The organism is Neolewinella litorea, assembly GCF_004803465.1.
Lineage (GTDB): Bacteria > Bacteroidota > Bacteroidia > Chitinophagales > Saprospiraceae > Neolewinella > Neolewinella litorea.
This window is the reverse complement of the sequence record NZ_SRSF01000007.1, coordinates 77,744-89,969: the sequence shown is the minus strand read 5'-3', so window position 1 is coordinate 89,969 and position 12,226 is coordinate 77,744. Positions and strand designations below refer to the sequence as shown.

Annotated in this window: 10 protein-coding genes; 3 read left to right on the top strand and 7 right to left on the bottom strand. The window is 61.4% G+C overall.

Going from position 1 to position 12,226, the window contains the following annotated elements:
• Positions 1-77: 77 nt before the first annotated feature.
• Positions 78-563, bottom strand: a complete 486-nt coding sequence (locus E4021_RS14235; RefSeq protein WP_246050308.1) for a hypothetical protein — start codon at positions 561-563, stop codon at positions 78-80.
• A gap of 37 nt (positions 564-600) precedes the next feature.
• On the opposite strand from E4021_RS14235, the gene E4021_RS14230 reads away from it, so the two are divergent.
• The gene (locus tag E4021_RS14230) at positions 601-1,380 is read left to right on the top strand and encodes an acyl-[acyl-carrier-protein] thioesterase (protein WP_168797614.1); all 780 of its coding nucleotides are present in this window, start codon (positions 601-603) and stop codon (positions 1,378-1,380) included.
• A gap of 46 nt (positions 1,381-1,426) precedes the next feature.
• A complete protein-coding gene (locus tag E4021_RS14225; RefSeq protein WP_168797613.1) occupies positions 1,427-2,746 on the top strand; it encodes a serine hydrolase domain-containing protein in 1,320 nt (439 codons plus the stop codon).
• Here E4021_RS14225 and E4021_RS14220 read toward each other — a convergent pair.
• Positions 2,689-4,536 carry a lamin tail domain-containing protein gene (locus E4021_RS14220; RefSeq protein WP_136460040.1) on the bottom strand — a complete coding sequence of 616 codons (1,848 nt, stop codon included), beginning with the start codon at positions 4,534-4,536 and terminating at the stop codon, positions 2,689-2,691. The two genes, E4021_RS14225 and E4021_RS14220, sit on opposite strands and share 58 nt — an antisense overlap.
• A gap of 75 nt (positions 4,537-4,611) precedes the next feature.
• Between E4021_RS14220 and E4021_RS14215 the strand changes: the two genes are divergently transcribed.
• On the top strand, positions 4,612-6,030 hold the full coding sequence (locus E4021_RS14215; protein WP_136460039.1) for a CCA tRNA nucleotidyltransferase: 1,419 nt from the start codon (positions 4,612-4,614) through the stop codon (positions 6,028-6,030).
• A gap of 256 nt (positions 6,031-6,286) precedes the next feature.
• Here E4021_RS14215 and E4021_RS14210 read toward each other — a convergent pair whose 3' ends face one another.
• The 5 genes from E4021_RS14210 to E4021_RS14190 all read right to left on the bottom strand — a co-directional run bounded on the left by E4021_RS14210 (position 6,287) and on the right by E4021_RS14190 (position 12,163).
• A complete protein-coding gene (locus E4021_RS14210; RefSeq protein WP_168797612.1) occupies positions 6,287-7,627 on the bottom strand; it encodes a glycosyltransferase 87 family protein in 1,341 nt (446 codons plus the stop codon).
• Positions 7,627-9,198 carry an NAD(P)/FAD-dependent oxidoreductase gene (locus E4021_RS14205; protein WP_136460037.1) on the bottom strand — a complete coding sequence of 524 codons (1,572 nt, stop codon included), beginning with the start codon at positions 9,196-9,198 and terminating at the stop codon, positions 7,627-7,629. Before E4021_RS14205 ends, E4021_RS14210 begins: the two co-directional genes overlap by 1 nt.
• A 34-nt stretch (positions 9,199-9,232) precedes the next feature.
• Positions 9,233-9,637 carry a hypothetical protein gene (locus E4021_RS14200; protein ID WP_136460036.1) on the bottom strand — a complete coding sequence of 135 codons (405 nt, stop codon included), beginning with the start codon at positions 9,635-9,637 and terminating at the stop codon, positions 9,233-9,235.
• A 280-nt stretch (positions 9,638-9,917) separates the two neighbouring features.
• Positions 9,918-11,813 carry a cation:proton antiporter gene (locus tag E4021_RS14195; RefSeq protein WP_136460035.1) on the bottom strand — a complete coding sequence of 632 codons (1,896 nt, stop codon included), beginning with the start codon at positions 11,811-11,813 and terminating at the stop codon, positions 9,918-9,920.
• Between the two features lie 38 nt (positions 11,814-11,851).
• Positions 11,852-12,163: a YbaB/EbfC family nucleoid-associated protein gene (locus tag E4021_RS14190; RefSeq protein WP_136460034.1), complete on the bottom strand. Its 312-nt coding sequence runs from the start codon at positions 12,161-12,163 to the stop codon at positions 11,852-11,854.
• Positions 12,164-12,226 lie beyond the last annotated feature (63 nt).

Genomic DNA, 12,226 nt, shown 5'->3' with positions numbered 1-12,226 from the left:
TTTTAGGACAATAAACCCTTACCTAGATAACTTTTGGGCCAAACCCTTAGGAAAACCGTCCGTTTTCCCCCTTTTCCCTAACTCCGCCGGTGAAAGCGGAGCAGGTGGCCTGGCGCGTGCTCGTTGTAAATTTCCAACGTCAGCGCTCCTCGGCGTGCCCCCGGGGGCGGGAAAAGTACCTTCACCGGGTTGTGGACGTAGCCGTCTTCCCCGAACAGCGACAACTGGTGCCGAAGCTTGGGCGGCAGGCGAAATTTCTTCAGCTCCTCGGCATCTGCAGGCAGGGGAATATCCCCGTAGCCCTCTTCCGCCAGGAAGGCGCGGAGCAGTTCCAACGTTTGGCCGAGCCGGCCCGCGGCAAAGGTGATGCGGAAGCAGTAACCATCGGAAACCCCTCCCTGCGCTTCGGCCCCGGCTTCGGGAAAACGGTCGCGCAGCCGGAATGTCGGCGTCGGAGTATCTTCCGCGCCACCGCCCCCACCGTCAACCACCGTCCGCTCCACCGGCGACGGACCAAAGGAGGCGATAAACACGGGTCTGCGGGTAACCGCCCGTAATGCCATACTGTATGTTTTGAGTTTGGCAAAAATAAACAAAAAGTTGTTACAGCCAATTCCATTTCGCGGCCCCGAATCGCCCCTGCGGGAAACCGTCGCGGCCCGGATCGCAGCGTCTACCGTCGGGCCCCACCGCTACCTTACCCTGCCCCACCTGATCCGGCTGTTCCAGGAAGCCGCCATTCAGAATACCGACCGCCTCCGCGTATCCAGCACCGACCTGCTGGCTTCCCATGGCCTAACCTGGGTCATGCACCGACAGGTCATCGAAGCGGAGCGCTGGCCCACGCTTGGTGAACCCGTGAATGTGGTCACCCTGCCGACCCACATTGAGCGCCGACTGATCACCTATCGGGATTTTTACCTGCTGGACCAGGATCATACCCCCATCATCCGCTCCACCTCGTCCTGGTCGGTCATGAGCCTCGATGCTCGGCGCATCCGCCCCATCCCGGATGAGGTGGTGGAGCGCCTCGGCGAGTTGCCGGACCCCGCCACCCACCTGCCCCGCCCGGAAGGAAAGCTGGTCGCGCCGGAACATCCGACGGGAGAAATGAAGTTCCGGGTGGCCTTCTCGCACCTGGACTTCAACAACCACCTGACCAACCCCGCCTTCCCGGAACTAATGCTGGAGCCGCTGGGGGCGGAATTCCTGTCTGCCCACCTGCCCCGCCGCGCCGACATCGCCTACCACCGCGAAGCCCGCTACGGCGACCGGCTCACGGCGCAAACGGAAACGGCAAGCGGCGCCCATTCTCACGCCCTCTACCGCGACGGGTCGGAGGTGCTGGCGACGATGGAGACCCACTGGACTCCGCTTTAATCGGTACTTTGCACGGCACCCGCGCACCCGCCCAAACCCTATGCCTATGCGACTTCTACTGCCCCTGTTGGTCCTGCTGCTTGGACCGCTCACGGCCCAGGATACCCTGGAGGACTCCATCCGCTCAGTGCTCGAAAAGGGCATAGCGGCCGGCGCCTTTCCCGGTGCGCAGGTGCTGGTGTGGCACCACGGCCAACCCCTGGTTCACGTTACTGCAGGTTACCATACTTACGATAAGGAGCGCGCCACCCGACCGGACGACGTGTATGACCTGGCCTCCGTAACGAAGACCTCCACCGCCCTCCTGGTGCTCATGCAGCAATACGGGGAGCACCGCCTGGACCTCGATGCCCCGCTCGGCCTCCTGTTTGAGGAACTGAAGGGGACGGATAAGCAGGAAATCCCCCTACGCTCCGTGCTGGCCCACCGCGCCGGCCTCCTACCCTGGGTACCGTATTGGCAGTCCACCCTCCGCGGGAACGCCCGCTACCCCTGGCGCAAAAGCTGGGACGCTACCCGCACCAACGATTACCGGTTCCGCCCCCGCACGATCCGCCGCGACAGCTCCCGCCGCTTCCCCATCCGGCTCACCGACGACCTGTGGCTCCACCATAATTACCGGGAAAAAGACATCTACCGCGCGATCCGCAAATCGCCCCTTAAACCACCGGGCGACTACGTCTACTCCGGGCTCCTCTTCTACCTGCTGCCGCAGTACGTGGAGCGCACTACCGGGCAGGACTACCGCAGCTACCTCCGGGAAAACTTCTACGACCCCTTGGGGGCGGACGAACTGGGCTACCGCCCCCTGGACCGCGGCATTCCGCTCGACCGCATCGTGCCGACCGAGGTGGACACCTTCTTCCGCATGGATACCCTGCACGGGGTAGTTCATGATGAGGGCGCGGCCCTGATGAACGGGGTAAGCGCCAACGCCGGACTTTTCTCAACGGCGGAAGACCTGGCCAAGCTGTACCAGATGCTCATGAACGGCGGCACCTATCAGGGCCGGCGTTATCTCACCGAGGAGGCCGTGCAGGAATTCACCCGCTACCAATATCCCGAGGAAGGGAGCCACCGCGGCCTGGGCTTCGACAAGCCCCTGCTACAGTACGACGCCGCGACCAGTTCGGTGGCCAAGGACGCCTCCCCGGCTAGTTTCGGGCACAGTGGATATACCGGCACCTTTGTGTGGGCGGACCCGGAGTACGACCTGCTCTACATCTTCCTAAGCAACCGGGTGCACCCGAGCCGAAACCGCCGGGGTATTTACGAGCTCTCGATCCGGCCGCGGATCCACGAGATGATCTATTCCTTTATAAAGCGGAACGATTCGGAAGACGAAGCCCGCCGGATGCGCAGGTAATACACACCCGCGGGTAGCGCGCGCACATTCACCGCACCCCCCCGGAAGGAAAGTACCCGCCGGCCGTCGGGCCGGTGTACAGAAGCAACCGCGTCGGGCTCAATCTCACCGCTCAGGAACAGCTTTCCGCTGGTCGGATTGGGGTACACACGCACGGTTCCGCTGTCGAGGCGGACCAGCCGGGGCCCGAAGACCGTTTCCTGTCCGTCGGTATCCAACTGTCGCAGCCGGTAGATATTCTGCCCGGGGAAGGGCGCGTAATCCACGAAAAAGTACCGTCCGTTACCGGCGGGAACGCGCCCGATTTCCCTGAAGCTGCGACCGGATTTGCTCCGCTCCACCACGAATACCTCATTATCGGTTTCCTGGGTTGTCCGCCAGTCCAGCCGTACCGCATCGTGCAGGGAAGTGGCGGTAAAGGATTGCAGGACCACCGGCAGGCGGGCCGTCTCCACGCAGGCCGAGGACGGCGTGCCGGCCACGGCGGTGTGCAATTGGTATCCACCGTCGAGGTTTCCGTCGGGCGACAGCACGAGCGATTCGCCCGCGGGTGCGTCTTCGACGGAAAACTGGGCGATCACCTTGCCGTCCGGGTCGCGGAGGGTCACGGTCTCCGGGCTGTCGTTATTCAGACCAAGGAAACCGCTGGCGATTCCGTGGGCGCAGTCGGGATTCAAGCTTCCGCCCCCCGCCAGCACGAGGAAGGTGGCGTTGGGTGCCAAAACGGTTCCCGCGGGAAAGGTGAAGCGGGCACCGGAGTTGGACCCCTCGTGCACGGTGTGCCCACCAAGGTCGTGGTCTACTGTTCCCCGGTTATAGATCTCCACGAATTCGTCCGCTCCGTTGATGACCCCGTCGCCGTTGATGTCTTCGCCGGGGTCGGCCAGCACTTCGTTGATGACCAGGTCGCTGGGCGTGCACCAGTCTGCCGGGTACGCCAGCTGGAGGGTCAGGTCGCAGTCACCGCCCTTCACCCGCAATACGTGTACCTCCCCTTCGGGAAGTCGGCCGAGGGTGATGGTGCCGTCGGCCTGGGAGGCCGGGTCGTCTCCGCCGATGATTCCAGTGCTGCTGGTCACGCTTACGCCCGATTCGCCCCCGGAGTAGGGGATGCGCAGTTGAAGCTCGTCGGCGTCCGGGGTGAAACTCTCACAGCTTACGACGGGCTCCCCCAGCCGGATGCCACAGATGGGCCGGCAACTCCCCTGGTTTCCGGTCGCCAGGAGCTGGACATCGTCGATGGCGGCCACGTCGTCGCCGTTCTGGTCGAAGAACAGGCTTAGGGCCGCGGTTTGGGCGGTGCCGGGAATGGCCACGGTATCGTATACCCAACCGTCGGTGGAAATGCCGCCCCCGTTGCGCCCGTCGATCAGGATCACTTCCGGTTCGGGGAAGCCGTCGAGATGCAGCACGTAACCGAAATCGTCGCCGCCGTCGTAGCCCACCACGCGGTACGCGAACACGAAGCGGGCACTGGTCAGGGAGCAGATATTGCCGGCGTCAAAGGTGATGGCGCTGCGGGGGGCACCCGAGATGGTGTTTTCCACGTCGCGCGCGGCCCAGAACCGGGTTCCATCGGCGGCATCCTCAATGCCCCGGATGCGGTCGACCACATTCCAGGTGGGTATCCCGCCCGAGCCGTAGGGGGCGGTTTCGGTAGTGTAGGTAAGGACTGGCTGCGCGACGGGCTCGAAATTTTGGCGGGCTATCGTGTCTTGGGCGCGGCCGCGGGTGCCGGGCGAGGCAGTAAGGAGCAATACGAGCAGGCAGGGGTAAAGATGTGCGTTCATTAGTTTTTGCGCATAGGTAGAGCGGCCCACTCTACTGGGGGTGGAGTAGTGTTAAGTCTTATCTTCGCCCCCGGTATGATATTTCAGATCAGGGAAGACGAACGCAAGATTTTTGAGGTTATCGGGCAGTCCGCCGCGGCCCTCGGCTACCCCACTTACGTGGTAGGTGGTTACGTGCGCGACCGGCTGCTGGCGCGGCCGAGTAAGGACCTTGATATCGTCTGCGTCGGCAGTGGCATAGAACTGGCCAAGCGGGTGGGCGAAAACCTGCACCCCCGCAGCCGGGTAACCGTATACAAGCGCTTCGGCACTGCCGCCCTGAAGCACCACGACCTTGAGATCGAATTCGTCGGGGCCCGTAAGGAGAGCTACCGTTCCGATAGCCGCAAGCCTACTGTAGAATCGGGCACCCTGAGCGACGATCAGAACCGCCGCGATTTCACGATCAACGCCCTCGCGATCAGTTTGAACGAGCGTGACTACGGCAGCATCATCGACCCCTTCAACGGACTGGAGGACCTCGAAGCCAAGCGCATCGTCACCCCCCTGGAGCCCGGCAAGACCTTCAGCGACGACCCCCTGCGTATGTTGCGGGCTATCCGTTTCGCTACCCAACTTGGTTTCCGCATTGATCCGGTCACCTTCCGGGCCATCAAGGAGCACCGCGAACGGATCAAGATCATTAGCTGGGAGCGCATCGCCACCGAAGTGAACAAGATCCTGCTGGCCTCCACGCCCAGCGTGGGCCTGCGCCTGCTCGACGAGAGCGGGTTGCTGGCCTTCATCCTGCCGGAGCTGGCCGCCTTGCGCGGAGTGGAAAGCCGCAACGGCCGCAAGCACAAGGACAACTTCATCCACACCACCAAGGTGGTCGACAACCTGGCCGACCGCAGCGACGACCTCTGGCTGCGCTGGGCGGCCCTGCTGCACGACATTGGCAAGGCCCGCACCAAACGATGGGAGCCCGAAGCCGGCTGGACTTTCCACGCCCACGATGCCGTCGGCGAACGGATGGTTCCGAAGATCTTCCGCCGCCTCCGGCTGCCCAACGACCGACTCAAGTACGTTCAGAAACTGGTGGCCCTGCACCAGCGACCCATCTCCCTGACCCAGGAAGAGATCAGCGACTCGGCCGTACGCCGCATCCTCTTTGACGCCGGCGAGGATATTGAAGACCTGATGACCCTCTGCGAGAGCGACATCACCAGCAAGAATGCCAAAAAGGTGCAGCGCTACCTCGAAAATTACGAGCAACTGCGGGAGCGCATGCGGGAGATCGAGGAAAAAGACCACCTGCGCAACTGGCAACCCCCCATCTCGGGCGAACTGATCATGGAAACCTTCGGAATCCCCCCCAGCCGGGAGGTGGGCGCGATCAAGGACAGCGTGCGGGAAGCTATCCTGGACGGCGATATTCCCAATGAGTACGCCGCGGCCTACGCGAAGATGATTGAGGTGGCGGCCGGAATGTCGCTGCACCCGGTGGAAGACTAGCGGCTCTTAGCTAAATTTTAACAATAATTTTTGCGGGCACCCCACGGTCGTGGGGTGGTCCACCCCCCACCCCCACGCCTATCTTTGTCATATCGAAGAGATGGTGCAACATCTCCTTCGAGTTTTTCCAAAAAGCGTGTTCACTTATTTATGGCGACTGGGATTGTTGGTTTTCCCACCGCCGCGTTTTGAAGGTTTGTACTATATCCCTGCGCATTACGCGCACTAAATTCCAGTTATTCCGGTAGTCTGAAAGCTACAATCGGGGCCCGTGCGAGATTCGCGCGGGCCTTTCTTTTGTGCGGTACCCGCGTTCCACGAGGAAGAATGCGGCCACGAGCAAGTACTCTACCCCCACCAGCCAGAGGTTCTCCCGGTACGGTACGGTGGTGTAACTGGTGTAAGTTAACATTATAAGGTACGACCACACAAGCGGAAAACGCCAGGGCGTAAAGCAACACAGTACGATCGGCGCGGCCAGGTACCAGGGGTGTACGGTAGTGGCGCAGAGCAGGTATATCACGAAGGCCGCCAGCCACATTCCGGGCAGCGAGCGCCAGTCGGTCTTTCGGTCGGCCAGCGCTATGATCAGAATGGTCAGGGCCGCCACCCGGGCAAGCAGGGGGCCGAAACGGGCGATCTGGTTGTACCCCACTTCATAGAACCCGTAGCTGCGCAGCAGGTAATACAGGCTGGCATTGAACTCAAACTTGCGGAAGTAGAGGTCCAGGCTGTTGCCGAATCCGCTCAGGAACCCGCCTCCTATCAGCAAGGGCAGAAAAAGGGCCATAGTAACCGCCCCGAAGGTGAGGAAATAGGTCCAGAACGGTCGCTTCCACAGGCGCTGCAGCAGGAAGGGGAGCAACATCAACGGCAGGAGTTTGCTGGCCACGGAGAAGGCCATTGCACCCGCGGCCGCGCCGTACCTGCTGCGCGTGAGCAGGTAGAGCGAAAGCAAGAGAAAACAGAGCATGACCCCCTCAAAGTGCAGGTTACCCACAATCTCGACGAGGATCAGCGGGTTGAGCCAATAAAGCAAGAGGCGGGAACGCGGGAGCCCGTACCCCGACAACAATCGCAGCAGCAGCCAGAGCGTGCCCAGTTCGGCGAGCAACAGCACCACTTTCATGACCACGGCGGCACCGTACCAACTTCCCGGACTGATCCAGGCCGCCAGTGTAAAGACCGCTTGGGCGACGGGCGGGTATACCGAATGGTAATCCGGAGAGTTCAGCCGACTGAACAGGGCCGTATCAGGGCCGGTCGCCGCCGCGGTGTCCTCCAGATAATGAGCGGGGGGGTGCGCAAAGGGGTTCTCCCCGGCTACCAGAAGCTGGCCGTCCCAGATGAAGCGGTAGACGTCGTCGCTCAGGCGGGGAAAGGCGAAAACCAAAGCCACGCGGAGCAGAATACCTAGAACAATCCAGGACGTCACGCGATCCTCCCCCACGAAGCGAACCACCAGCAAGTAGCCGGCGAATGCCACCGTGAAGGCTCCGAACAGCGACCAGAAATCCGTGCGGTCCACCGCGAAACCCAGGTAAACCACCCCCAGCGTAAGCAGCACCGCCCCCAGCAGCCGGGCCGCCGCCCGCACTACGCCAATACCTTTGCGGCCACGGCGCGGGCCACGTTCTGTCCGTCCATGGCGGCGCTCAGGATGCCCCCGGCGAAGCCCGCCCCCTCCCCGCACGGAAATAGTGAGGCCGCCTGGGGGTGTTGGTAGGTCTTGCGGTCGCGGGGAATGCGTACCGGCGATGAGGTGCGGCTTTCGGTACCGATGACGTTTGCCTCCTCCGTGAAGTAGCCCCGCATCTTTCGACCGAAGGCGCGAACGCCCTCCTGTAGGCGGTCGTAAATGCTGGAGGGCAGCAGTTCGTGCAGGGGGGCGGGATGCAGTCCGGGTATGTAACTGGTGTCCGGAAGGTCGCGCGATACCCGGCCCTGTACGAAATCGGTAAGTCGCTGCGCCGGCGCCCGTTGGCTGCCGTCGCCGCTCGCGAACATGGCCCGCTCCACGGCTTGCTGGAGAGCCATACCGGCGAAGATGCCCTCCGCGGCGTAGGGCGCCAGGTCTTCTATCTCCACGGCCACCACGGTGCCGGAATTGGCGTAGGGGCTGTCGCGGCGCGAGAGACTCATACCGTTGACCACGATCTCGCCGGGGGCCGTGGCGGCGGGTACGACCAGTCCGCCCGGGCACATGCAAAAACTGAATACCCCCCGGTCGCGGACCTGGGTCACCAGCTTGTAGCTGCTGGCGGGCAGATTTTCGTCTCGTTGCTCCTGCCCGTACTGAATCCGGTCGATCAGGGGCTGCGGATGCTCGATGCGTACGCCGAGGGCGAAAGGCTTGGCCTCAAGCTGGAGGCCCCGGCGGTGCAGGAGGGTGTACATATCCCGGGCCGAATGCCCCGTGGCCAGGATGTAGGCCGATGCGCTGAAGCGGTACGATTCCCCCTCGGGGTTGGTTACGATCAGGGCGGTCAGGTCATCGGTGTACTCCAGGTCATCGACGCGGTGACCGAAGCGGATTTCCCCACCGTGGTCGAGGATGGTCTGCCGCATATTTGCCACCACGCCCGGTAGTTTATTGGAGCCGATGTGGGGGTGGGCGTCGATCAGGATATCCTCCTGTGCCCCGTGGGCGACGAGGGTTTGCAGGGCTTTGAGGTAGTTGCCCCGCTTGAGGCTGCGGGTGTAGAGCTTGCCGTCGCTGTAGGTTCCGGCGCCGCCCTCCCCGAAGCAGTAATTGCTGTCGGGATCCACGACCCCCTCCTGCTGAATCGCCCGCAGGCTGCGCCGGCGTTCGCGTACGTCCTTTCCCCGCTCAAGGATAATCGGTCGAAGACCAAGTTCAATCAGTTCCAGGGCCGCGAACATTCCCGCTGGCCCACAGCCTACAATGGCCACGGCCGGCGCTTTCGATACGTCGCGCAGGTGAAGGGCGGGAGGGGATTCAGGGGTTACTTCCTCCCCCTGCTGCCATACGTCGACGCGAAGCCGGAAAACTGGCGTAGCCCCCCGGGCATCGATGCTGCGGCGGTTGACGGCAATGTCCGCAATGGCTTGCTCGGGAATCTTGCCCTGCCGGCTGACGGCACGCCGGAGCGCGGCCGGGTCCTGCAGGTCGGCGGGGGGAAGCTTTATTTCGAGGGTGGTCGGCATGGAGGGCAAAGTTACGCACTCCCACCGGGCCTGGTTACCGGCTTATGCGGGTATACTGTCGGTCACCGGCCGGGGTGAAGTCTTCCGGGAGATAGACGACGATGACCACCTCTTCGGCGGCGGTGCCCTCCGTCCCCTTGACCATGCGGCGGTTCTTATCGTAGCTGACGAGTTGCATCTCATCGCCGGTGACCTGCGGTTTGAGGACGTACCGCTTCTGTCGCATGTAGAAATCGAGGATATCCTGCTTGACGTTCTTGATCTGCACGGTCGTTTCTATGAGCAGGTCATCTCCCGGCCAGGATCGGAATTCCACCTGATCCTTGGGATATACGTCAAAGGAAATTTGGTTGACGGCGTCGACATCGACGGTCTTATGGAATATGTCCGCGGGATCCTGTGCAAAGGAAACCGAGGCGCAGCCCATAAGGACTAACATAATTATGTATTGCATATGGCTAAACTCCAGGTAGGTAGGTCAGGAACGGCGGGCGGAGTTGGTTTGGTGCTTCCGGACCACAGTTCTTTAGGTGCTAAACCCCGAAGATACTAAATAGAGCTTGGACGGGTTTTCCTTCTCTGATTGAAAAGGAGTCACTCTTTGGGTTGCCGAGGCGCTTAAAGTAGATCGTAGCCCACCTACATAGGCATTTTCAGCAACGAAGGACAAAGCGGAAAGGGACCGTTTATTAGGTCAAATGGTAAAGCCCAAACAAGTTCTAAAGCTTGCCCTGCTCTTCCGTGACCGTCTGCTGATTGGTTTTGACGTTCGGTAGCTCCACGCCCAGATAAACCAATTGGTAGCCGCCGGAGTCCACATCCAGGGTTTCGGGGTCGTAGGGAACCACGTTCAGCGACCCGTCGGGAGACTTGATGAATAGCGGAATGGAATACTTTTCCTCGGCGGCGATCAGGAGGAGATCAACCAGCTCCCGCTGGCTGTACAACTTGCGTTCGTGGATCACGCCGGCCTCGCGGTGAGCCTCGCTGAGGTTGATGAAGTCGTCGGTGTGGCTGAAAATGTGCTCGTGGTCGGCCGTAGCGCCCGGCGACTTCATCTCATCGGCCGTGATCAGGCGGTAGGCGCCCCGCTCACCGAAGATGTCTTCATAGCGGTTGATGGCGTAGGAGTTTACGTCGTTGCTACCGGTCAGGGCCAGCATGTACCCCACGTCGAGCAGGTCGTATTCGTCACTGAGATCAGAATTGTAGATGTTGCCCACGATACCGCGCAGTCCTCTCTCCTGCGCCCGGCGGATGTTGCTGCTGTTGCTGTCTACGAGGAAAACTTCGCGACCCTGCTTTTTGAGGTACTCACTGATGGTGATGGCGAAATCATTGGCCCCCAGTACCAGCACCCCGCTGGAGGTGTCCTGGATCACGTGCAGCAGGCGCGCGACCAGGCGGGCGGTGGTGGCGTTGATCAACACCGTTCCGAGTACGATCATGAAGACAAGTGGAGTGATGTACTCGGCCCCGGGTACACCGTCGGCCGCCAGCTTTAGTCCGAACAGGGAGGCTATACCCGCCGCTACGATGCCCCGCGGGCCCACCCAGCTGATGAAGAGTTTTTCGTTGGTACTCAGGTTGCCCCGGGCCGTACTGATGAAGACGCTCAGCGGCCGCAGTACCAGAATGACGCAGCCGAACAGGGCCAGGGGACGCCAGTCTTCCGTGAGCAGCCGAAGTTCCGACATATTCATGTTGGCCGCCAGGAGGATGAAGAGGATCGATATCAGCAGTACGCTCAGCGACTCCTTGAACGACAGAATCTCCTTGATGCGCGGCACGTCCTTATTGGCCAGCACCAGTCCCATGACCACCACGGCAAGCAGTCCGGATTCGTGGGCCAGCTGGTCGCTGAGCACGAAGATGAATAGGACGTAGGCCAGGATGAATACATTGAGCAGATAGTGAGGCACCAACTCCCGCTTGATGATGTGGAACAGGCCGTAGCCCGCCAGAAAACCGAGGGTGCCACCGTAGATGACGATCTGTACGAAGGTGCGTAGGGCCTCGGTCGTAAAGCCGATGCCGTGCTCCGTAGAGCTGATGAACTCAAACACGAGCACCGCCACCAGGGCCCCGAGGGGGTCGATCAGGATACCCTCCCACTTCAGGACCGTACTGACGTTGCGGTTCAGCGGGATGTTCTGCAGAATAGGCGCGATCACGGTCGGCCCGGTAACGATGATGAGGGCCGCGAAGAGAAAACTGATGCTCCAGCCCAGATCCATGATGAAGTGCGCGGCCAGTCCTGCACCCACGAAAGTGATCAGGCTGCCCAGCGAGATGAGCCGCAGGATCGACCGCTGGGTTTCCCGCACTTCGCGAAACTGCAGCGTCAATCCCCCTTCAAAGAGGATGACTCCGATGGCCAGACTTACGAAATAGAACAGCGACTCCCCCGGGAAGAGTCCCCTCCCCGGCTCCTCGTTCAGCCCGACTTCGAAAATGGGACTGATCAGTTTGCTGCCGTCGGCCGTAAAGAGGGTCGACAGGGGACCCACCAGTAACCCGATAACGATCAGGGGCAGGATAGCGGGAATCTTTACGCGCCAGGCAAACCACTGGGCGAAAATTCCAAGTATGATGATCCCCGCAAGTTCTTCCATAAATTATCCGGTGGGATTTTCTCCCTGAAAAGTAAGACTTATCCGCCAAGGAGGCTACCCAGCCCGCCGGGCAGCATATTGTCCATCATGCCACCGGCTTGCTTGGCCTCGTACTCCGCGGCCTTCTCCAGCGCGCGGTTGGTGGCGACCACGATGAGGTCTTCGAGTGCCTCCAGATCAGAGGGATCTACCTGCTCGGGGTCGATACTAACGTTCTGGATCGTGCGGGTACCGTCACACTTGACCCGTACCGCGCCGCCGCCGGCCTCGGCTTCGAAGGACTGCTGGGCCAGTTGCTCCTGCATCTTGGCCTGCATCTCTTCCATCTGCTTCATCATATCTCCGAACATGGCTGCACTATTTGGTGAGCTACTAAAAGGCCGGGGCGCTCGCTTAAGTTTACCCTACCTTTG